The organism is Prevotella illustrans, from assembly GCF_017426725.1.
Classification (GTDB): Bacteria; Bacteroidota; Bacteroidia; order Bacteroidales; family Bacteroidaceae; genus Prevotella; species Prevotella illustrans.
In genome coordinates this window covers 38,099-58,955 of sequence record NZ_JAERMS010000012.1, presented here as the reverse complement: position 1 = coordinate 58,955, position 20,857 = coordinate 38,099, and the positions used below count along the sequence as shown (strand labels likewise).

Genomic DNA, 20,857 nt, shown 5'->3' with positions numbered 1-20,857 from the left:
GATTATTCTACGACGAGTTGCCGGTTGACAAGAATGATGTGGAGCTGTTCGAAGTTATTTAATTGTTCCGCTACGGTCTCTATGCCGCAGTTTCGGTCCCATTGATAGAACAGTCGCAGGTCGGCGGCCTTCGCGTTCTTGAAGTTTACCTCTATCCGATAATACCGGGCCATGTCCTCGAGAATGCTCCGTAGCGTGGCATTGTCATATATTTTGATGGTAGGGGCGGTCTTCCGCGTGAGCGTATCGGCCTTTTCCCTTGTGGGGCCGGGCGAAGGTGTCTTCGATTGGACCACCGATCGTTGTGGCGTGTCGTGGCGACTTGAGAACCATCCGCCCTTGATGGCCGCGAAAGCGATACCCGAAATCAGGGCAAAGCCGATGAATGCGGCAGCCATCTTACGTCGTCTCAGACCGTGCGACAGTCCGTAGTGCTCGTGTTCGAACTTACGCCATTCCCGCTCGATGGTTTCGTCGGTGACGTCTTTATGCTCCAGCGCGCTGTCGGTCTTCGACATCAGCTGATAGTAAGCGCGACATTCCTCGTCGCGGAGAATATCGCTCCATTGGGCTTCCGAGTATTTTTCGGGTTGCTCCATCATCTGTATGAGTTGTTCTATCTTTTCCATTTTCATTTGTTCGGTTTAAAGTGATTACGAATCGTTTCGATAGCTTTGCGTAGATGTTTGTAGACAGCCACCTCGCTGATACCTTCCTGCCGGGCTATTTCCCTGTATTTGAGTTTCGACCGATAGTGAAGCAACAGAATGTTGCGGTCTTGTTCGGTCAGAACCGTGGCAATCAGCTCGTTGATTTTAGCGAGTTCTTCCTCCATGACCTCCACGGAGCGAATGTCGTTTTCCGCTTCCGGTAAATACAGCTTTCGCGCTCTCTGCTGTATGTTGCGGTTTCGGATGACGTTGAGGCACCGGTTGCGGACACCCGTCATCAGGAAAGCACGTTCCTTTCCCGCCTCTAAGTCGTCCTCTCTCGTCGTCAGTTGGGCGAAGACCTCGCTGACGGCGTCTTTGCTTTCAGCGTCATCGTGGAGCAGTATCATGGCCAGTCGATACATGTCTCGGTAATGACTTCGAAACAGCTGTTCTATTCTTGCTTTTTGCATCATAACACTTCAGATACACATGAAAATGGCTTTTCCTAACCTTTATTACTTCACTTTTTAATATGCTGCTGCAAAAATATCAGAAAAACACGAAAACCATTGCCGCGCTTTGAGAAACGAAAACATAAAGAGTGTGAAAACAAAGGGCAATTTAGCCCGTTTGTAACAATAGTTATGAATCTTTACGATCTGCTTTTTGTCGTGCGCCGGGATAATCGTATCTTTGCAGAGATACATCAACCTATTTCTATTTTTATTTTTAGCAACATGGAATACGCAGAAGTAAAAACCATCCTCCGGGCTTTTCGTATGGAGGGAACAGTTGCCCGAATAGAACCGTTGGGCAACGGACTGATCAACGACACTTTTAAAATTACAACACAGGAGGCCGACTGCCCCGACTATGTTTTGCAGCGCATCAATCACGCCGTGTTCAAGGACGTGGCATTGTTGCAGCACAACATCGAGGTGGTAACGCGTCATATCCGGCAGAAACTCGAAGCTCGGGGAGAGGCCGATCTCGACCGTAAGGTGCTTCGATTTGTGGAAACAACCGACGGTAAGACGTATGTGATGGACGACAAGCAACGCTATTGGCGCCTGTCGGTATTTATTCCACGTTCGAAGACGGTAGACAGCGTGACGCCCGAAAGCTCTCGCTATGCAGGACAGGCCTTTGGTAATTTTGAGGCTATGCTGGTAGACGTGCCCGAAGAGTTAGGCGAGACTATACCGGACTTTCATAACATGGGCTTCCGTTTGCGGCAGTTGAAAGAGGCTGTTGAGGCAGATGTACGTGGAAGGGTAGTGGAGGTTCGGCCATTGTTGGACAAGATCGAGGAACATGCCGAAAAAATGTGCTTTGCCGAGGAGCTGCATCGGGCGGGAAAACTACCCAAGCGTTTATGCCACTGCGATACGAAGGTGAACAATATGCTTTTTGATGAAGACGGAACGGTGCTCTGCGTCATCGACCTCGATACGGTCATGCCGAGTTATGTGTTCTCAGACTTTGGCGATTTCATGCGCACAGCCGCCAATTTCACGACCGAAGAAGATCCTGACTTGAGCCACGTGGGCTTTAATATGGAGATATTCAAGGCCTTCGCCGAAGGTTATTTGGAGTCGGCCGGCTCATTTTTGACCGATGTCGAGATTCGTCATCTGCCTTGGGCCGCCGCAATGTTCCCCTTCATGCAAGCCGTCAGATTCCTGGCCGACTACCTGAATGGCGACACTTACTATAAGATTCAATACCCCGAACATAATCTCAACCGTGCCAAAAACCAGCTGAAACTCTTTGATGATGTCATGGAGAAGATGCCGGCGATGGAGGCTTTCGTGTCTTGAAAAACAGTTTGATGGCAATGAAGCATTTCTTGAGGCAAGGACTCTTGCTGCTCTTGATGGCGGCAGGCATGAGCGGCGTTGCGTCGGCACAGGAGGAACGGCTCGATTCGGCCAGGATCAATGGGCACATGCGCTATTTCAAGATGGTTATTCCGCAGGGCATACAGGCCGACGCGCCGTTGGTGGTTGTGCTGCATGGTTATGGCAGCACTTATCTGAAGAAGAAAACCTACATGCGCGACGCGGCAAAGACCCACGGCTTCGCGCTCTGTGTGCCCGACGGTCTGCGCGATCCGAAAGGCAAGCGCGGCTGGAACGTGGGCTATCCGCAGCAAGAAGGATGGAAGGAAGACGACGTGGCCGATTTGTGTAAGTTGGCGGCCCATGTGCAACGAAAGTACAATCTCAGTCGGCAAAACACGTTTCTGACCGGCATGTCGAACGGTGGTGATATCTGTTATCTGTCGGCTTACAGGAATCAGACAACTTTTAAGGCTTTGGCTTCGGTGTCGGGACAGCTGATGGAATGGATTTACAAGGGAGCGGCGCCGCAACGTCGGGTGCCTTTTATGGAGATTCACGGGACGGCCGATCCCACATCACGCTTCGGTGGCGACATTAAGAATGCTGACGGCTGGGGCAAGTATCTGCCTGTGGCGATGGCCGTAAATGCGATGGTGGCTCACAATCGTTGCACCGTCGAGACGATAGAGAAGCGTAACGGATTGACACCGGACAACGGCCACAGTGTAACCATTCGCCGATACACCGGCGGAGACGACGGTTGTGACGTCTGGTTCTACGAGATTGAGGGCGCTCGCCATAGCTGGCACCAAGCCGATATCAATACCGGTGAAGAGATATGGAAGTTCTTTACGAAGTATCTTCGCTGAGTTGACGAACTACGAGTAGACAAATACGCCGGTTCGAGAAAAAGTCTTTTCTAAAATCAGCGGTGTTTTAACGCATGATTTATTGAGGCGGAATGTGATTCATCACGTTCCGCCTTTTGCCGATCAGGCAGGAATGATGATTGCCCGTCAAACATACCCACGCCGAGATTCTGACGAAGAAATCCCACGCGGCGACAAGAACCGAATGCAGCGGCGCGGCGTGATAAATCACGTCCCTGCGGCTCGCGCCATGTCCTGCCGTTTAAAAACGCGCGCGAAAATTAACAAAGTCGTTCTATTTGATAAAAAATGCGCGTCGGATTTTACCGTGACGTTTCATTTGATAAAAAAATGCGCGTCGGATTTTACCACGACGTTTTATTTGATAAAAAACGCGCGCGGAAATCCTTTTAAGACGTATAGATATACGTATTCAGCGCCCGAAAAACTGCATGTTCAATTAAAATATGCAATAATATTTGGTTGTTTCTGTAAATATACATAGTTTTGTAGCCTGTAACGAATAAATATACAGCCAAATGAAAATTAAGACCAGCAGAATCGAGACGTTGAAAATGTTGATTTCCAGCAAAGAGCTTTGCAGCCAGGAAGAAGTGCTTCGGGAACTCAAGAAGGAAGGCTTCACACTGACCCAGGCCACATTGAGTCGCGACATGAAACAGCTGAAAGTGGCCAAGGCTGCCAGCATGAACGGCAAATATGTCTACGTTTTGCCCAACGAAACGATGTATCGACGTGTGCACAAGCCGCTCTCGGCCACGGAGATGACTCGTAACTCGGGATTTCTGTCCGTACAATACTCGGGCAACATGGGGGTCATCAAGACCCGTCCGGGCTATGCCAGCAGTATAGCCTACAACATAGACAACAGCGACATACCGAACATACTGGGGACGATCGCCGGCGACGACACAATCTTTATCGTCGTCAGGGAGTATGCCAATCTGGAAGAGCTGACCCGGGCCATAACCAAAGCTGTCGACTCGATATTCTAAAGAAGCGCCAAAGAGGATGGAAGAGATAAAAGTGATGGTGGCGGACGCGTCGCATGAAAAGTTCGTGGACACGATTCTCAAGGCGATCGAAGAGGCGGCGCAAGTGCGTGGCACAGGTATCGCCAAGCGTACCCACGGATACCTGCTCACCAAAATCAGGGAAGCCAAAGCCGTCATAGCTCTCTCGGGCGACCGGTTTGCGGGATTCAGCTACATCGAGACGTGGGGCAACAAGGAATACGTTACCACATCGGGCCTCATCGTGCATCCTGAGTTCAGAGGACAGGGCGTGGCCAAGCGCATCAAGGACATGACTTTCACGCTGGCTCGCAAGCGTTGGCCCCATGCCAAGATATTCTCGCTGACCAGCGGGTCGGCCGTCATGAAGATGAACACGCGGCTGGGCTATCATCCCGTGACCTTCAGCGACCTGACTGACGACGAGGCTTTCTGGCGTGGCTGCGAAAGCTGTTGCAATGTGGACGTGCTGCGGCGCACCGACCGACACTATTGTATCTGCACCGCCATGCTCTTCGACCCCGAGGACCACCTGCCGGCCAAGATTCCGGCAGAGGTCATGGAGAGAATCAGAAGAATGGAAGCCCCCGCCCCGAAGGAAAAGGAGCGCTATCCGTAACAAATTATCAACAGATCAACAAACATGAAATGGAGAAGCAAATGACTAAGAACCATCAAGTGGCAGCAGCTCCCCACCCGAAGGAAGGGGCAGACAAAGTAGTCGTAGCCTACTCGGGCGGACTGGACACGTCCTACACCGTCATGAAACTGAAAGAAGAGGGATGGGAGGTCTATGCGGCCTGTGCCAACACGGGCGGTTTCAGCGCCGAGCAACTGAAAGTGAATGAGGAAAACGCCTATAAGTTGGGGGCGGTGAAGTATGTAACGCTCGACGTGACGCGGGAATACTACGAAAAGAGCCTGAAATACATGATTTTCGGCAACGTCATGCGCAACAACTGCTACCCCATCTCCGTGAGCAGCGAGCGTATTTTTCAGGCTATCGCCATAGCCCGCTACGCCAAGGAGATTGGCGCCGAAGCTATTGCCCATGGTTCTACGGGTGCCGGCAATGACCAGATACGCTTCGACATGACGTTTCTCGTGATGGTGCCGGGCGTGAAGATTATCACGCTGACCCGTGATCACGCGCTCAGCCGTCAGGAAGAAACAGACTATCTGAACGCGCATGGATTCTACGCGGACTTCACCAAACTGAAATACAGCTACAATGTAGGTATCTGGGGCACGAGTATCTGTGGTGGCGAGCTGCTCGACCCTACACAGGGACTTCCCGAAGAGGCTTATCTGAAACACTTAACACGGGAAGAGCCGACTGATTTGCGCATCACTTTCGAGAAAGGAGAGATTGTGGCCGTGAACGATGAGCCGTTTACCGACAAGGTGAAGGCCATTCAGCGCATCGAAGAGATAGGGAGTGCCTACGCCATTGGCCGCGATTGCAACGTGGGCGACACGATTATCGGCATCAAAGGTCGTGTGGGCTTTGAGGCGGCGGCGCCAAAACTCATTATCGAAGCTCACCGACTGCTCGAAAAGAGTACGCTCAGTAAGTGGCAACAGTATTGGAAAGACCAGGTGGCAAACTGGTATGGCATGTTCCTGCACGAAAGTCAATACATGGAACCTGTCATGCCCGACATCGAAGCAATGCTTACGAGCAGTCAGCGCCACGTGAACGGCACAGCCATCCTGCGCCTCTATCCTTACGGATTCCAAACGGTTGGCATCGATTCGCCCGACGATCTGACACGGTCAAAGCTCGGCGAATATGGCGAAATGCAGCACGGATGGACGACCGACGATGCCAAGGGCTTCATCAAAGTGAGCTCTACGCCCCTCCGCATGTTCTACGGCATGCACCCCGACGAGCAGCGATAAAGCGCGAACGCTATGCAACTATCCGGTTATTGCCGACGTCTAACATGCAACAATAACCTTTAAAGAATATAGATATGACTGGAAAGAAATTATTAAGATCAACGAATGACAAGTGGGTTGCGGGTATTTTAGGCGGTATTGCCGAATATTTGGATTGGGATCCGGCCATCTTGCGCTTAGCCTATGTGTTGCTAACGGTATTCAGCGCAGGCTTTCCGGGTATTCTGATTTACATTTTCCTGTGGATTGTCATGCCCAAACAATAAAACATAGATATGATAAAAGTAGGAATTTTAGGTGCTGCAGGCTATACGGGCGGCGAATTGATCAGGCTGTTGCTGAACCATCCCGAGGCGGAAATCGTCTTTGCCAACAGTGAGAGCAATGCGGGCAATCGGGTGAGCGACGTGCATGAAAGTCTGTATGGCGAAACCGACCTGCTGTTTACGTCCGACATGCCCTTTGAACAGGCCGATGTCGTGTTCTTCTGCTTCGGGCATGGCAAGAGCAAGGCTTTCCTGGCAGAACATAAGATTCCCGCTAACGTGCGCGTCATCGACTTAGCTCAGGACTTCAGACTGGCTCCCGAAGCGGTCTACGGACTGCCCGAGATTCATAAAGCGGACATCGCCAAGGCCCGTTTTGTGGCCAATCCGGGATGCTTTGCCACCTGTATTCAATTGGGATTGCTGCCTTTGGCCAAAGCCGGACTGATTAAACATGACGTCAGTGTCAACGCGATAACAGGCAGCACAGGGGCCGGACAGAAGCCCGGAAACACCACCCACTTCTCTTGGCGCAACGATAACATCAGCGTTTACAAGGTTTTCAGCCATCAGCATGTGGCCGAAATCCGACAGAGTTTGGCCGAATTGCAAGGTTCACTCGACGCCTCTATCGACTTCATTCCTTATCGCGGCGACTTCACGCGCGGCATTTTCTGCACCGAGGTTGTGACGTTTGAGGGCGAGGAAGGTTCGCCAATGAATCCCTCCGCCGAGCAACTCGTCGCCCTCTACGAAGACTTTTATCGCGAAGCACCTTTCACCTATTATATATATAAGGCACCCGACTTGAAGCAAGTGGTGAATACGAACAAAGCGCTTGTGCATGTAGACAAATTCGGCAACAAGGCGGTCATCACCTGCGTAATCGACAATCTGCTGAAAGGAGCGGTAGGGCAAGCCGTTCAAAACATGAATATCATGTTCGGACGGGATGAGACCATGGGCCTAAAACTGAAAGCAAGCGCTTTCTAAAACCACTGAACGATGAACTTATTTAACGTGTACCCGCTATTCGATATCAACATCGTAAAAGGGCAAGGAGTCAACGTATGGGACGATCAAGGACAGGAATACCTCGACCTTTACGGAGGTCATGCCGTGATCAGTATCGGTCATTGCCATCCTCATTACGTAGAAAAGGTAACGGAACAGTTAGGCCAATTAGGCTTCTATAGTAACTCAGTTGTCAACCAATTACAAGTAGAACTGGCTGAAAGACTGGGTCGTCTCAGTGGCTATAACGACTATCAGCTGTTCTTAGTCAACAGCGGTGCCGAGGCCAATGAGAACTGTTTGAAGCTGGCTTCGTTTCAAACGGGACGCACACGGGTGCTTTCGGCTTGGAAAGCATTTCACGGTCGCACGTCACTGGCCGTAGAAGTGACCGACAATCCCAACATCATCGCTCCCATCAATGCCAACCGACACGTGACTTTTCTGCCACTCAACGACCTCGAAGCCTGGGAAAACGAACTGGGCAAGGGCGATGTGTGTGCCTGCGTTTTGGAATGTATTCAGGGCGTTGGTGGCCTCAACATGGTTACACCCGCGTTTGCCCAAGGGCTGCAAGAGGCCTGTAAGAAACATGGAACGATACTCATCTGCGACGAAATACAATGCGGTTATGGGCGGACAGGCAGATTCTTTGCGCATCAATGGTTAGGTATCCGGCCCGACTTAATCAGCGTAGCCAAGGGAATTGGAAATGGTTTTCCGATGGGTGGCGTACTTATTTCCCCCGATTTTCTACCCTCCTACGGTCAATTAGGTACAACATTCGGTGGCAATCATCTGGCTTGTGCGGCGGCATTGGCCGTGCTTGACGTTTTTGAAAAGGAGGGACTCGTTGAAAACGCGCATCTTGTGGGCGACTATCTCATCGATGAACTACAGCAATTGCGACAACGCAACACACATATCGTAGAAGTTCTTGGACGTGGACTCATGCTCGGCGTCTTGTTGGATATACCTCATAAGGAAGTAAGAAGCAAACTCGTTCGTGAACAACACTGCTTCACGGGGTGTGCCGGAAGCAATATGCTGCGCATTCTGCCACCACTTTGTCTGACGAGAGATAATGCGGACGATTTCATTCAGCGATTGGAAACGGTGTTAAATGACTGATAATGCTGTAAAAAGACAGGCTCTTATTTGTGAATCGAAAAAGATTTACTACTTTTGAACTTATCTAAATTCATCACAATATTATTATGGAAGATTCATTAAAGCAAATAGGCCTGCGCCTGAAAGGACTTCGGGAGGTTCTTGAAATCCCCGCGGAGGAAGTGGCCGAACTGTGCGACATCAGCCTTGAACATTATTTAAAAATAGAGGCTGGCGAAGCAGACCCGTCTGTTTATCGTCTTTCTAAGATTTCCAAGCGCTACGGCATCAGCCTTGATGTACTGATGTTCGGCGAAGAACCACGCATGGACGCGTATTTCCTGACCCGCAAGAATCAGGGACCGACCGTCGAACGCCGCAAGGATTATAAGTACCAAAGCCTGGCCAGCGGCTTTAGAGGTCGCAAGGTTGACCCCTTTCTGGTGCAAGTAGACCCGCTGCCGGATGACGTTAAGTTCAGTAAGAACGCTCACGATGGGCAAGAGTTTGACATCGTAACTGAGGGACGACTCGAATTAACCATCGGAGAAAAGGTATTAATATTAGAAGTTGGCGACAGCATTTACTTTGACGCGCGTCAACCCCACTGCATGCGGGCCTTGGATGGCAAGCCTGTAAGATTCTTATGTATAGCCATCTAATTCAGAACAGACAATGATAGAAAGATTTTTAAAGCAGACTCGCTTTACTTCGGAGGAAGATTACAAGCAACATCTGAAGTTTATTATTCCTGAAAATTTCAACTTCGCCTACGACGTTATTGACGCTTGGGCCGAAGAAACACCCGATAAATTAGCGCTTTTGTGGACCAGTGAGCGTGGCGAAGAACTCCGTTTCACGTTCAAAGACCTAAAAGAGCAAACCGATCAAACAGCGGCCTATTACCAAGACTTAGGTATCGGCCACGGCGACAAAGTGATGCTCATTTTGAAACGCCACTATCAGTGGTGGCTGTCCATGCTCGCATTGCATAAACTGGGTGCTGTTGCCATTCCGGCAACCCACATGCTCACCAAGCACGACATCGTATATAGAAACGAAAGAGCCAGTGTGAAAGCCATTCTGTGCGTCAATGACGAATACGTAACGGGACAGATCAAAGCCGCGATGGCTGAAAGTCCGACCGTGAAAGTGTTGGTGGCCGTCAATTCGCTGTCAGAGATGGAAAAGCCCGTGCCCGAAGGCTTCCACGATTGGAATAAAGAATGGAAGCAAGCAGGTCAGTTCCAACGGCCTTCGTTCGTCAACAGTAACGAAGACACCCTGCTGATGTACTTCACCAGCGGCACCAGCGGCGAACCGAAGATGGTCGCTCACGACTTCCTTTATGCCTTGGGCCATCTTACTACAGGCGTCTTTTGGCACAATCTCAATGAAAACAGCATTCATCTCACGGTGGCCGACACAGGATGGGGCAAGGCTGTGTGGGGCAAACTATACGGACAATGGTTTGCCGGAGCCACAGTCTTCGTCTTCGATCATGAGAAATTCACGGCAGAAAAGATTATGCGGCAGATTGAAAAGTATCGCGTCACGTCTTTTTGTGCGCCTCCCACCATCTTTCGCTTCATGATTCAGGAGGATTTTGCCAAGTATGACCTCTCATCGCTGAAGTATTGCACCACCGCCGGTGAGGCATTGGAGCCCGCCGTATTCGAACAGTTCCGCCAACTCACGGGTATTAAGATGATGGAAGGCTTCGGTCAGACTGAAACAACCATGACTTTAGGTACATTTCCATGGATGAAGCCGAAGCCCGGCAGCATGGGAAAGCCCAACGCGCAGTACGATATCCGACTATTGCGGCCCGATGGCACCGAATGCGAGGATGGAGAGAAGGGCGAAATCTGCGTCCGCGTGGGCGACAAGAAGCCACTAGGGCTTTTCAAGTATTACTATCGCGACGAGGAAAAGACCAAGGAAGTGTGGCACGACGGCCTTTATCACACCGGAGACATGGCTTGGCGCGATGCTGATGGCTACTATTGGTTTGTCGGACGTATGGATGATGTCATCAAGAGTTCGGGCTATCGCATCGGACCATTCGAGGTCGAGAGCGCGCTGATGACCCATCCGGCCGTTGTGGAATGCGCGATTACGGGTGTTCCCGACCCTATAAGGGGCATGGTTGTCAAAGCTACCGTGGTACTTACCAAGGAATGGAAGGACAAAAAGGGCGATGCTTTGGTCAAAGAGCTGCAAGAACATGTAAAGCACGAGACCGCTCCGTACAAATATCCTCGTATTATTGAGTTTGCGGATGAACTTCCTAAGACGATATCCGGTAAGATTCGCCGTGTCGAAATACGCGAAAAGGACAATCAGAAATAGGTTTTCGCAAACCATATAGAACGATACGAACAGTTTATCAACGCTAACTGATAAACAACCAACAAAATATATGAGGACTTTTTTCAATGTAGAAGACTTAGGCAACCTTGCGCAGGCTTTGCGGGAAGCGCGGGAAGTAAAGAATAACCGTTATGGTTTTCAGCACCTTGGCAAGAACAAGACGCTGTTGATGATATTCTTCAACAACAGTCTTCGTACTCGACTCAGCACACAGAAAGCCGCGATGAACCTCGGAATGAATGTCATGGTGCTTGACGTGAATGCCGGAGCGTGGAAGTTAGAGACCGAACGCGGCGTCATTATGAACGGCGACAAGAGCGAACATCTGCTTGAAGCCATCCCCGTGATGGGCAGTTATTGCGACCTGATCGGCATTCGGAGCTTCGCGGGCCTCGTCAATCGGGAGTTCGACTATGCCGAAACGATTGTCAATCAGTTCGTGAAACACAGTGGCCGACCCGTTTTCGCCATGGAGACGGCCACCGTTCATCCGCTCCAAGCCTTTGCCGACCTTATCACCATCGATGAGTACAAGCCTTGCCGTCGTCCTAAAGTCGTGCTCTCGTGGGCTCCTCATTGTCGGGCCTTGCCCCAGGCTGTACCCAATAGCTTTGCGCAATGGATGGGAGCGGCTGACGTTGATTTCGTCATCACTCATCCGGAAGGCTACGAGCTCGACCCAACGTTCACCGGCAACGCCGTTATAGAGTACGATCAGCGCAAGGCTTTCGCCGGCGCTCATTTCGTCTACGCCAAGAACTGGAGCTGTCCCGGTGTCACCCATCCGGCCGATTACGGCAAAATACTGACCGAAGATGCGGCCTGGACCATTGATTCCAAGCACATGAATTGGACCGACAACGGATATTTCATGCACTGTTTGCCCGTTCGCCGTGGCCTCATCGTTACCGACGATGTCATTGAAAGCCCCCGAAGCCTTGTTATTCCGGAGGCCGCCAATCGTGAAATCAGTGCCGAAGTCGTCATCAAACGTATGCTCGAAACACTTTAAAGGACTTCATTCTTCCCTGTTTTTGCCGCCCAACGCGCTTCATCACGCATTTTTTCATAAGCATTTGCGAATATTATGCGAAAAAAATGTAGTTTTGTAGCCAAATAATCAAACAACCAATGATATCTTTCGAAAGCGATTACAACAACGGAGCACACCCCAAAGTGCTGCAACACCTTGTCGAAACCAATGGAGAACAAACACTGTCGTACGGTTTCGACGTTTATTGCGACAGTGCCAAAGAGAAAATCAAAGCTGCTTGTGATGACCCGGACGCCGAAATCTTCTTCCTTGCGGGCGGTACTCAGACCAACGCTACCGTCATCGATTCCATCCTTCACACTTACGAAGGCGTTGTCAGTGTAGAGACCGGACACATCAATACGCATGAGGCCGGCGCCATCGAGTTTACCGAACACAAAGTCATTTCCATCAAAGAGAAAGACGGAAAGATGGACGCGCAGACGCTTGACGACTATCTCTACAATTTCCTGCACGACGGCAACGCCTCCCACTCGGTCTACCCCGGCATGGTCTACATCACCTTTCCTACCGAATACGGTACGCTTTATTCCGCCCGGGAGCTTGATGAAATCTTCCAGGTTTGCCGGCGTTACAACCTGCCTCTTTATGTAGACGGCGCACGGTTGGGTTACGGTCTCATGGCCGATGGCAACGATATCACTCTTCCCTACTTAGCCAGTCATTGTGACGTATTCTATATCGGCGGCACAAAGATAGGCGCGCTCTGTGGCGAAGCCATCGTCTTCACCCACAACAACGCCCACGAGCACTTCTTCAATATCCAGAAACAGCACGGGGCGCTCATGGCCAAAGGCCGACTGCTGGGCGTACAGTTCGACGCGCTCTTTACCGATAACCTCTACTTCGACATTTCCCGCCACGCCATCGAGATGGCTATGCGCATGAAAAGGATATTCCAGGCCAAGGGCTTCCGCTTCTTCATCGATTCGCCTACCAATCAGCAGTTTGTCATTCTCAGCAATGAGACCGTGAAACAGCTGTGCAAGAAAGACATCGTCTTCACCCACTGGGGACCGTTCGACAAACAGAATATGATTTGCCGCTTCGTTACGAGCTGGGCAACGAAGGCAGAGGAATTGGATTATTTGGAAAAGAACCTATAAAACCGTCAACTCTTTTACAACCGTACCTTTGTAAGTGTTGACCGTCAGATACAGCCGCCCCTTGAATCCTTCCAATGGAAGGCTCAACACTTGGGCCGACTGATAATACTCGGGAACGGAATTTTGCCGATGGAACACGCGAATATAAACGTCGCTTGTGCCATCGGCGTTTTTTATCATGCGGTCAAGCAGCAGCATGACCTGTTGCCGTTTGTCCTCGTCGTCCGTTTTTCCCGTCTTCAGGGCGAAGGAAACATTGAGATATTTCTGATTGGCCGATACCCAGGCGCTCTTAAACACCACGGGATCGGTATATACTTCGGGCAGACTCGCGGTATCGTGCAACCGCACTACGGGCACGGGACGGAGCGAGAAAGGGTCCGTCGAGCCGTCGCCCTGCACCTGATTGTGATAGAGCAAGGCCCGATAGGTGGAGTCGGGGGTCGTGGCCCAACCCGTCTGCACGGGCTTCGTGAACGTCAGTCGCACGCCTTCATCGGTCAGGGCATGGACAAACAGCTTGCCGCTGTTGGTCGTGGCCTCCACATAATGAGCCTGCAGGTAGGAATATTTCCCGTCGCCACTCTCATAAGTTTCATGCTTGCAACCTGTCAGCAGGCTGATGGCCACCCATCCGATGGCCACGACGCTCCAACGCTTCTTATCCCACATACTTATTTCTTAAACGAAAAGCGGTTGCGCAACGACTTGAACATGCCACCCTCCGTGGCAGCTTTGGCAGCCAGATAGTTCTTGGTCGGATAGGCATACTGGCTCAGCAGGCAGGTACGAAGGAAGCGATCGTCCTTGTTATCGATGTCAATCTTCTCCAGCTGACCGGCCACGTAAGCCTCGAAGCGTTCATATTCCTCCTCCGTATAGCGCTCGGCATAGACCTTCGTGTCCTGAATCATGTCTAAGGCGATGTAGTTGCACGGATAGATACGGTAACTGCGATGAATCTCTGTATCGATGTGCGAAGCGATTTCGTCGAACAGCTTGTTCTTGGGTTGCTCCAGATCGATCGTCTCCAGCCACTCGTCGATGCAGGGCGCGGCCTCATAATGAATGTGCCCCTTGTAGCCCTTGATACCCACCAACATACTCTCCATGTCGTCTTCGGCTGTCTTCTTCCAGAACGGCACGTCACGGCGCAGCTGATATTCGCGTGCCTTGAGATAGTCGCAGGGGTCATACTCGTACGAAATGGCCAGCGGCACGATATGGAGCGACTGCAACCGCTCGGTGATACTGCCTTCGCCACCCATCGCCATCATCTTCAAGATAGCCGGTTGGGTCAGGTCGTTGGAGTTCTTGGCACGCCCCTGGCGTTGCGCTATCCATACGTTTTCGTTTTTCCGGGCCACGGCAAAGTGGATATATTCCGACATACGCTTGCTGGCTTTCAGCATTTCGACGGAGTGGAGCGCCCTTTCCACGGTGAACGACTTATTGATTCTCACCAAGTCTTTCACCCACGGCAAAGTCAGCAGATTATCGCCGATGGCGATTTCGCAGGTCGTCTCAAAGCCCACGTCAATCAGTATTTTGTCGAGAAAGGCTGAGTCGAGCACGATATCGCGGTGGTTGCTCACAAAGGTATAGCGCTTTTTGATGTCCAGATTATAAGCGTCCGCGTCGATTCCCGCGCTGGCAGTCTGCACCAGTTTCTGCAGGAAGGGATAGCAGAAGGCTTTCTGAAAGCCAAGATTCGTTTTGCACTGCTTCATCTTCTGCCCTACGGCTTCTATGGGCGCGTCCGGATAAAGATAAGCCAGTACCTGCCGGAACTGTTGGTCGGCCAATAATCGGTCAAACACTTCAGGCAATTCTTCCGGTTCGAACGGCCTTATGGGATCAAACTCTGAAGGTATCTTCATAATTTCAAAATTAATTATCTATTTTTATTAAGGAGCGGAAGCACCCGAAGGCGTTTTTCGCCATCCGTCAACTAATCCCTTTTCCGGGGGCGATGATCAGTTCAATGCCGAGTTCTTCTATCCGGCGCACGTCAGAGGGTTTGATATGGCTGTCGGTGATAATCATGTCCACCTCTTCCATATCGCTGATCTTGGCGAATCCCCTGCGCCCAAACTTCGACGAGTCAGCCAATACGATCGTCTTCTGGGCCGCCTGCATCATTTTCTGGTTCAGATGGGCTTCCCGCATATCGGTGGTGGTGATACCGAAGTCAAAGTCGATACCGTCAACACCCATGAACAGCTTGCTGAAAGCGCAGCCGTCGAGCAGCACCTCACTATAGTCTCCCACCACCGACTCGCTGCTGTGGCGCAGCATGCCGCCTAACTGGATGATATCGATGTTATCATCCTGCGAAAGTACGATCGAAGCCTGAAGCGACGCCGATACGACCGTCAGTTTGTGAACAGGCTTTACGCAGTGGGCAAAAGCGTGGATGGTAGTACCCGAAGCAATGATGATCGAGTCGTTAGACTCAATAAATTTGGCTGCTTCCGTACCTATACCATACTTCTCTTCGGGGAAGAGCTTTTCTTTCTCATTAACCGAACGGTTGCTTGTAAAAGGATTGATCGCGATTGCTTTTCCGTGGCTGCGGTATAATTTACCCGCTTTCTCAAGGTCGGTTAGATCTTTTCTGATCGTCACAGACGACACTTCCAGCAACTCAGCCAACTCCGAAACCATCACTGAGTCGGACTTAAACAACTGTTCCAAAATGGCATTGTGTCTATCTTCTTTCATCATCGCTTGATAGGTTATGATTAATAAGACAAATATACGATTTATTTCATAACCTTATCCTCTACGTTCTCATCTTTAAATATATATTAACACTAAACCGTCAGTAATCTTTACATTTTGTTTTAAATGGCTGGCTTATTTTCAAAAAAGAAAATTCCTGTCGGAAATAACGCGTTTTTGAAGCGTTTTGTAAATCGCTGGTTATCAGTATTTTATCTTTTTTTTCTCCCTTCAGAGTCTCCATTTTCCCATGCTAAAACACGCATTATAGCCCGCTCATTGCGGCCTTTTCATAAGCTGAAAGCACTGCTTTGACAAGCTCAAAAGGCCACGATTGCGTACCAAAAGCGGTGCTTTTGATTTTCAAACACGTTTTTTCACCCGGTCAGAAGCCGCGAAAGGGGGGCATTACATGCTAGATGCAAACTTTCAGAAGGTCGTTATTTTGTGATAAATATTTTACATATCATAGACCAATTTGCCCTAAAATCATACCCGTTTTTCAAATGATACGTAAGTCAAAAGAAAGTCGTAACGAAACAAAAGTGTTAAAATTATGTTAAAACATACGGATCGAAGTATTATTATTATCAAATAAAAACTATCTTTGCTTATGAAAGAAAATAAATAATTTCGTTGCGTAATCAAAACGAGCGTTTCTATTTTGTTTTGTAAACCATTTGCAATACGAAAAACAAACTTTAGCAAAATGCACAGAGATCGTCAGAAAGAATACGATGTCATCATTATCGGAGGTGGTATCACGGGTGCCGGAACGGCCCGCGACTGCGCCATGCGTGGTTTGAAAGTGCTGCTGGTAGAGAAGTACGATCTCACCAACGGAGCTACGGGGCGCAACCATGGTTTGTTGCACAGTGGCGCCCGCTACGCCGTGACCGACGGCGAATCGGCCTCGGAGTGTATCAAGGAGAACATGATTCTGCGTAGGATAGCCCGCCACTGCGTCGACGAGACCGACGGACTCTTCATCACGCTGCCCGAAGACGACCTCGCCTATCAGGCCACTTTCGTAGCCTCGTGCCGAAAGGCGGGTATCAGGGCCGACATTATCTCGCCCGAGGAGGCCCGCCGCATGGAGCCGGCCGTCAATCCGGCCCTCATCGGCGCCGTCCGTGTGCCTGACGCCTCGATCGATCCTTTCCGTCTGACAACGGCCAATGTCATCGACGCCCGTCGCCACGGAGCCGATATGCTGACCTATCATGAAGCCGTGGGGTTCGTCGTGGAGAACGGTTGTGTGCGAGGTGTCAGGCTGCGCGACAACCATACGGGCGACGTTTTTGAGACGCGTTCACGCGTTGTCATCAATGCTGCCGGCATTTGGGGACACCTTGTCGCCAAGATGGCCGGCGTTCAGGTCAACATGTTTCCCGCCAAAGGCACGCTGCTCATCTTCGGCCATCGGGTCAACGGCATGGTCATCAACCGCTGCCGCAAGCCGGCCAACGCCGATATCCTCGTGCCCGACGACACCGTTTGCGTCATCGGAACGACGAGCGACCGCGTACCCTTCGACACCATCGACCATTTGAAAGTGACACCCGAAGAAGTAGATATACTGATTCGAGAGGGCGAAAAGCTGGCGCCTGACTTGGCCGGCACCCGCGTCCTGCGTGCCTACGCGGGCGTACGTCCTCTCGTGGCAGCCGACAACGACCCGTCGGGCCGCAGCATCAGCCGTGGTATCGTCCTCCTCGACCACGAGACGCGTGACGGTCTGGCGGGTCTTATCACCATCACAGGCGGCAAGATGATGACCTATCGCATGATGGCCGAGGTGGCTACCGACCTGGCTTGCCGTAAGTTGGGCGTCGATAAGCCCTGTCTGACGGCCGTCACGCCACTTCCGGGCTCCGAAAAGCCTGTAGACAAAGGCCATACCAGCCATCGGGCTGCCGAATACAGCACCCACGCGCAGGAAGGACGCCACGGCACCATGGCTCGCACGATAAACGCCGACAGTATAGAGACGCGTGCTTTGGTGTGCGAATGTGAGGATGTGACAGTGGGCGAGGTGCAATTCGCTGTCGATAAGCTCCATGTGCACAATCTCATCAACCTGCGTCGGCGCACCCGCATGGGCATGGGTACCTGTCAGGGTGAGCTTTGCGCCTGTCGTGGGGCCAACGTGCTCTGCCGGACGGCCCGTGTCGAACCGGCCGCGGCCGAGCGCGACCTGGCCGCTTTCATGGCCGAGCGTTGGAAAGGAGCGCGTCCCGTCGCTTGGGGCGACGCCTTGGGCGAGGCACAGCTCACCGCTACGATTTACGAAGGCCTGTGCGGCCTCAACCGACTTTGTGGAGATGGAAAGGAGATAGCTTTATGAAATTCGACTCTATTATAATAGGCGGTGGCCTCACGGGCCTCACCTGCGCGCTGACGCTGGCCAAGGCCGGGCAGCGGACGGCCCTCATTACGGCCGGACAGAGCACGTTGCACTTTCATTCGGGGTCTGTCGACCTGTTGGGTTACGACGAACAGGGACAGACCGTGCTCCACCCGCTCGACGCCATACGGGCATTGAGCGCTTCACATCCGTATCATAAAGTAGACGACGTGGCCGCACGGGCCGAAGAAGCCGCACGGCTGTTGGCCGACGCGGGACTGCTGATGGACGGAACGACAGACAGAAATCATTTCAGGCTCAGTCCGATGGGTGTCAGCAAGCCCGCGTGGCTGACACTCAACGGACTTGTTCGGAGTGCCGAAGAGGACAGTTTGCCCTGGCGGACGGTGACTTTTGCCAATATTCGGGGCTTCCTCGACATCCCCACCGAGTTTCTGGTTGATAACATCCGACGCAAGGGTACCGACGTAGAGGTAAAAAGTTTCACCACGCCCGAGCTGGAACAGGCTCGCCGCAGTCCGTCGGAAATGCGGGCCACGAATGTGGGTAAGGTGCTGGCCGACGAAACGGCGCTGCGCCGGATGGTCGAAGCCATCGACGGTCTTGAGGCCGATGGCGAAGTGATCCTGTTGCCGGCTGTGCTGGGCGTTGCCGACGCGCGGGCCGAAAGCAGTCTGCGGCAACTCGTCGACCGGCCGATTCGCTTCGTCGTTACCATGCCGCCGTCGATGCCGGGCGTGCGCCTTCAGACGTGTCTGCGGCAAGCCTATCAGCAACTGGGTGGCATGTATTGCGCTTCCGACGCCGTGACGGGAGGCTGTTTCGAGGCGGGGCGCCTGCGTTATGTCACGACCGAGAACATGCCCGACGAACGCTTCTATGCCGACCACTTCGTGCTGGCCACGGGCTCGTTCCAGAGTAGGGGACTGATGAGCAATTACCGGGGCGTGTTCGAGCCCGTTTTCGGTCTCGATGTAGACGCGGCGGACGATCGTGGCGCCTGGACGGCCGAATACGTATATGACGATCAGCCCTATATGCGGTTCGGCGTGCGTACCGACGAGCGCCTGCTCGTCAGCCGCAACGGCGTACGCGTCGATAACTTATACGCGTCGGGCTCCGTGCTCAGCGGCCACAACGCCCTGAAACTGGCCGACGGATCGGGCGTTGATATGCTCACGGCTCTGCAGGCAGCCCACAATATTCTAAAAAAGTAAAGACGATGGCAGAAGAAATACAGAAGAAAAGCAAAAGCGCGTTCAACTTTGAGCAATGCCTCAAATGCTCCATTTGCACCGTCTACTGCCCCGTTTCGGCCGTGGAGCCCGACTATCCGGGTCCCAAGCAGTCGGGACCCGACAACGAACGCTACCGGCTGAAGGGCATGGAGTTCTTCAACGAGTCGCTCAAGATGTGCCTCAACTGCAAACGTTGCGAGGTGGCGTGCCCGCAGGACGTGAAAGTGGGCGACATCATTCAGGCGGCCCGCATCCGATACAGCACCCACACGCCCGGTCTGCGCGACCGCATGCTGGCCAATACCGACATTGTGGGTACGCTGGCGCACAACTTCGCGCCGCTCACCAACTTCGCCCTGAAGCTGGCGCCTGTGAAAGCGGCGCTCCACGGCGTGATGGGCATTGACCGGCACCGCACGTTTCCGGCCTATTCGTTCCAGACTTTCGAGCAATGGTATCGCCGGCACGAGACCGAGCAGCGCCGGTTCGATCGCTTCATCACCTATTTCCACGGCTGTTATGCCAACTACAACTATCCGCAACTGGCCAAAGACTTGGTCAAGATTATGAATGCCTGCGGCTATGGCGTGCGGCTGCTGGAGAAAGAGAAGTGCTGCGGCGTGGCCTTGATAGCCAACGGCCTCTCCAAGCAGGCCCGCCGGCAGGGTGAGACGAACATGGCGTCGATGCGCAAGGCCGTGGTCAGGGGTGAGCCTATTCTGACAACGAGTTCCACCTGTACCTTCACCATGCGCGACGAGTATAAGCATCTGCTCGGGATAGACAACGACGACGTGCGTGACAGCCTGACGCTCGCCACCCGCTGGCTCTACCGCATGATAGAGGACGGCAAGCTGAGACTGGCCTTCCGCGACGATTTCAGGATGAAGACAGCCTATCACAGCGCCTGCCACATGGAACGTCTGGGGTGGATTCCCTATTCCACGGGATTGATGAAGATGATTCCCGGACTGGAACTCGTCATGCTTGAGAGCCAGTGTTGCGGCATAGCCGGTACCTATGGCTTCAAGAAAGAGAACTACGAGCGGTCGCAGAAAATCGGGGCGGGCGTGTTCAAGCAGATCGAAGAGGTCGACCCCGACTGCGTGTCGACCGACTGCGAAACCTGTAAATGGCAAATAGAGATGTCGACCGGCTATGACGTGAAGAATCCCATCAGTATCATTGCCGAAGCCCTCGACGTGGAGAAGACCCGCCGCCTGAATGCTTGAGGATGCCATAAATCGTATGTTATTCACGCGATTTAAGATTCAGCCCTGAGCAACAACCTAAATAATTACT

The 20,857-nt window shown here is 52.0% G+C and carries 21 protein-coding genes; 16 read left to right on the top strand and 5 right to left on the bottom strand.

Annotation, left to right across the window (positions count from 1 at the left end):
- Positions 1–2: 2 nt before the first annotated feature.
- Together JHU38_RS05735 and JHU38_RS05730 are read right to left on the bottom strand one after the other, a co-directional pair.
- Positions 3–629, bottom strand: coding sequence for a FecR domain-containing protein (locus tag JHU38_RS05735; protein ID WP_146156995.1), 627 nt, complete (start codon positions 627–629; stop codon positions 3–5).
- 2 nt (positions 630–631) lie between these two features.
- Positions 632–1,126 carry an RNA polymerase sigma factor gene (locus JHU38_RS05730; protein ID WP_107581653.1) on the bottom strand — a complete coding sequence of 165 codons (495 nt, stop codon included), beginning with the start codon at positions 1,124–1,126 and terminating at the stop codon, positions 632–634.
- A 264-nt stretch (positions 1,127–1,390) separates the two neighbouring features.
- On the opposite strand from JHU38_RS05730, the gene JHU38_RS05725 reads away from it, so the two are divergent.
- From JHU38_RS05725 to JHU38_RS05665, 13 genes are all read left to right on the top strand, one after another.
- Positions 1,391–2,473, top strand: coding sequence for a phosphotransferase enzyme family protein (locus JHU38_RS05725; RefSeq protein WP_107582356.1), 1,083 nt, complete (start codon positions 1,391–1,393; stop codon positions 2,471–2,473).
- 17 nt (positions 2,474–2,490) lie between these two features.
- Positions 2,491–3,366, top strand: coding sequence for an alpha/beta hydrolase family esterase (locus JHU38_RS05720; protein ID WP_158267290.1), 876 nt, complete (start codon positions 2,491–2,493; stop codon positions 3,364–3,366).
- A gap of 94 nt (positions 3,367–3,460) precedes the next feature.
- Positions 3,461–3,871, top strand: a complete 411-nt coding sequence (locus JHU38_RS05715) for a hypothetical protein (RefSeq protein WP_146156997.1) — start codon at positions 3,461–3,463, stop codon at positions 3,869–3,871.
- Between the two features lie 34 nt (positions 3,872–3,905).
- The gene (gene argR / locus JHU38_RS05710; RefSeq protein WP_107581656.1) at positions 3,906–4,382 is read left to right on the top strand and encodes an arginine repressor; all 477 of its coding nucleotides are present in this window, start codon (positions 3,906–3,908) and stop codon (positions 4,380–4,382) included.
- A 16-nt stretch (positions 4,383–4,398) separates the two neighbouring features.
- Positions 4,399–5,019 (top strand): GNAT family N-acetyltransferase, encoded by a 621-nt coding sequence (locus tag JHU38_RS05705; protein WP_107581657.1) that lies wholly within the window; start codon positions 4,399–4,401, stop codon positions 5,017–5,019.
- Positions 5,020–5,060: 41 nt separating this feature from the next.
- On the top strand, positions 5,061–6,302 hold the full coding sequence (locus JHU38_RS05700) for an argininosuccinate synthase (RefSeq protein ID WP_107582357.1): 1,242 nt from the start codon (positions 5,061–5,063) through the stop codon (positions 6,300–6,302).
- 74 nt (positions 6,303–6,376) lie between these two features.
- Positions 6,377–6,568, top strand: coding sequence for a PspC domain-containing protein (locus tag JHU38_RS05695; protein WP_107581658.1), 192 nt, complete (start codon positions 6,377–6,379; stop codon positions 6,566–6,568).
- 9 nt (positions 6,569–6,577) lie between these two features.
- Positions 6,578–7,561 (top strand): N-acetyl-gamma-glutamyl-phosphate reductase, encoded by a 984-nt coding sequence (gene argC / locus JHU38_RS05690; protein WP_107581659.1) that lies wholly within the window; start codon positions 6,578–6,580, stop codon positions 7,559–7,561.
- A gap of 12 nt (positions 7,562–7,573) precedes the next feature.
- On the top strand, positions 7,574–8,713 hold the full coding sequence (locus JHU38_RS05685; RefSeq protein ID WP_107581660.1) for an aspartate aminotransferase family protein: 1,140 nt from the start codon (positions 7,574–7,576) through the stop codon (positions 8,711–8,713).
- Positions 8,714–8,799: 86 nt separating this feature from the next.
- A complete protein-coding gene (locus tag JHU38_RS05680; protein ID WP_107581661.1) occupies positions 8,800–9,354 on the top strand; it encodes a helix-turn-helix domain-containing protein in 555 nt (184 codons plus the stop codon).
- 13 nt (positions 9,355–9,367) lie between these two features.
- Positions 9,368–11,044: an AMP-binding protein gene (locus JHU38_RS05675; RefSeq protein ID WP_107581662.1), complete on the top strand. Its 1,677-nt coding sequence runs from the start codon at positions 9,368–9,370 to the stop codon at positions 11,042–11,044.
- A gap of 70 nt (positions 11,045–11,114) precedes the next feature.
- Entirely contained in the window at positions 11,115–12,077 is a 963-nt protein-coding gene (locus tag JHU38_RS05670; protein WP_107581663.1) for a Rossmann-fold NAD(P)-binding domain-containing protein, read from the top strand.
- A gap of 119 nt (positions 12,078–12,196) precedes the next feature.
- Positions 12,197–13,225 carry a threonine aldolase family protein gene (locus JHU38_RS05665; protein WP_107581664.1) on the top strand — a complete coding sequence of 343 codons (1,029 nt, stop codon included), beginning with the start codon at positions 12,197–12,199 and terminating at the stop codon, positions 13,223–13,225.
- Here JHU38_RS05665 and JHU38_RS05660 read toward each other — a convergent pair.
- From JHU38_RS05660 to JHU38_RS05650, 3 genes are all read right to left on the bottom strand, one after another.
- Positions 13,220–13,897: a NigD1/NigD2 family lipoprotein gene (locus JHU38_RS05660; protein WP_107581665.1), complete on the bottom strand. Its 678-nt coding sequence runs from the start codon at positions 13,895–13,897 to the stop codon at positions 13,220–13,222. The two genes, JHU38_RS05665 and JHU38_RS05660, sit on opposite strands and share 6 nt — an antisense overlap.
- Positions 13,898–13,899: 2 nt before the next feature.
- Positions 13,900–15,105: a 1-acyl-sn-glycerol-3-phosphate acyltransferase gene (locus JHU38_RS05655; protein WP_107581666.1), complete on the bottom strand. Its 1,206-nt coding sequence runs from the start codon at positions 15,103–15,105 to the stop codon at positions 13,900–13,902.
- Between the two features lie 67 nt (positions 15,106–15,172).
- Positions 15,173–15,952 (bottom strand): DeoR/GlpR family DNA-binding transcription regulator, encoded by a 780-nt coding sequence (locus JHU38_RS05650; protein WP_107581667.1) that lies wholly within the window; start codon positions 15,950–15,952, stop codon positions 15,173–15,175.
- A 706-nt stretch (positions 15,953–16,658) separates the two neighbouring features.
- Between JHU38_RS05650 and glpA the strand changes: the two genes are divergently transcribed.
- From glpA to glpC, 3 genes are read left to right on the top strand one after another with little or no spacing between them, the layout of a single operon-like run.
- The gene (gene glpA / locus JHU38_RS05645; RefSeq protein ID WP_107581668.1) at positions 16,659–18,296 is read left to right on the top strand and encodes an anaerobic glycerol-3-phosphate dehydrogenase subunit A; all 1,638 of its coding nucleotides are present in this window, start codon (positions 16,659–16,661) and stop codon (positions 18,294–18,296) included.
- Positions 18,293–19,534: an anaerobic glycerol-3-phosphate dehydrogenase subunit GlpB gene (gene glpB / locus JHU38_RS05640; RefSeq protein WP_107581669.1), complete on the top strand. Its 1,242-nt coding sequence runs from the start codon at positions 18,293–18,295 to the stop codon at positions 19,532–19,534. The genes glpA and glpB overlap by 4 nt, the downstream gene beginning before the upstream one ends.
- 5 nt (positions 19,535–19,539) lie before the next feature.
- Positions 19,540–20,787 (top strand): anaerobic glycerol-3-phosphate dehydrogenase subunit GlpC, encoded by a 1,248-nt coding sequence (gene glpC / locus JHU38_RS05635; protein ID WP_107581670.1) that lies wholly within the window; start codon positions 19,540–19,542, stop codon positions 20,785–20,787.
- The last annotated feature ends 70 nt before the right edge of the window (positions 20,788–20,857 follow it).

Bases quoted from the DNA above. Each gene is read 5' to 3' on its own strand.
- JHU38_RS05685 (WP_107581660.1), top strand. From the start codon at position 7,574: ATGAACTTATTTAACGTGTACCCGCTATTCGATATCAACATCGTAAAA.
- glpC (WP_107581670.1), top strand. From the start codon at position 19,540: ATGGCAGAAGAAATACAGAAGAAAAGCAAAAGCGCGTTCAACTTTGAG.
- JHU38_RS05660 (WP_107581665.1), bottom strand. From the start codon at position 13,897: ATGTGGGATAAGAAGCGTTGGAGCGTCGTGGCCATCGGATGGGTGGCC.
- JHU38_RS05650 (WP_107581667.1), bottom strand. From the start codon at position 15,952: ATGATGAAAGAAGATAGACACAATGCCATTTTGGAACAGTTGTTTAAG.
- JHU38_RS05655 (WP_107581666.1), bottom strand. From the start codon at position 15,105: ATGAAGATACCTTCAGAGTTTGATCCCATAAGGCCGTTCGAACCGGAA.
- JHU38_RS05695 (WP_107581658.1), top strand. From the start codon at position 6,377: ATGACTGGAAAGAAATTATTAAGATCAACGAATGACAAGTGGGTTGCG.
- JHU38_RS05675 (WP_107581662.1), top strand. From the start codon at position 9,368: ATGATAGAAAGATTTTTAAAGCAGACTCGCTTTACTTCGGAGGAAGAT.
- JHU38_RS05700 (WP_107582357.1), top strand. From the start codon at position 5,061: ATGACTAAGAACCATCAAGTGGCAGCAGCTCCCCACCCGAAGGAAGGG.
- JHU38_RS05665 (WP_107581664.1), top strand. From the start codon at position 12,197: ATGATATCTTTCGAAAGCGATTACAACAACGGAGCACACCCCAAAGTG.
- JHU38_RS05730 (WP_107581653.1), bottom strand. From the start codon at position 1,126: ATGATGCAAAAAGCAAGAATAGAACAGCTGTTTCGAAGTCATTACCGA.
- argC (WP_107581659.1), top strand. From the start codon at position 6,578: ATGATAAAAGTAGGAATTTTAGGTGCTGCAGGCTATACGGGCGGCGAA.
- glpB (WP_107581669.1), top strand. From the start codon at position 18,293: ATGAAATTCGACTCTATTATAATAGGCGGTGGCCTCACGGGCCTCACC.
- JHU38_RS05680 (WP_107581661.1), top strand. From the start codon at position 8,800: ATGGAAGATTCATTAAAGCAAATAGGCCTGCGCCTGAAAGGACTTCGG.
- JHU38_RS05670 (WP_107581663.1), top strand. From the start codon at position 11,115: ATGAGGACTTTTTTCAATGTAGAAGACTTAGGCAACCTTGCGCAGGCT.
- JHU38_RS05725 (WP_107582356.1), top strand. From the start codon at position 1,391: ATGGAATACGCAGAAGTAAAAACCATCCTCCGGGCTTTTCGTATGGAG.
- JHU38_RS05720 (WP_158267290.1), top strand. From the start codon at position 2,491: ATGAAGCATTTCTTGAGGCAAGGACTCTTGCTGCTCTTGATGGCGGCA.
- JHU38_RS05735 (WP_146156995.1), bottom strand. From the start codon at position 629: ATGGAAAAGATAGAACAACTCATACAGATGATGGAGCAACCCGAAAAA.
- argR (WP_107581656.1), top strand. From the start codon at position 3,906: ATGAAAATTAAGACCAGCAGAATCGAGACGTTGAAAATGTTGATTTCC.
- glpA (WP_107581668.1), top strand. From the start codon at position 16,659: ATGCACAGAGATCGTCAGAAAGAATACGATGTCATCATTATCGGAGGT.
- JHU38_RS05705 (WP_107581657.1), top strand. From the start codon at position 4,399: ATGGAAGAGATAAAAGTGATGGTGGCGGACGCGTCGCATGAAAAGTTC.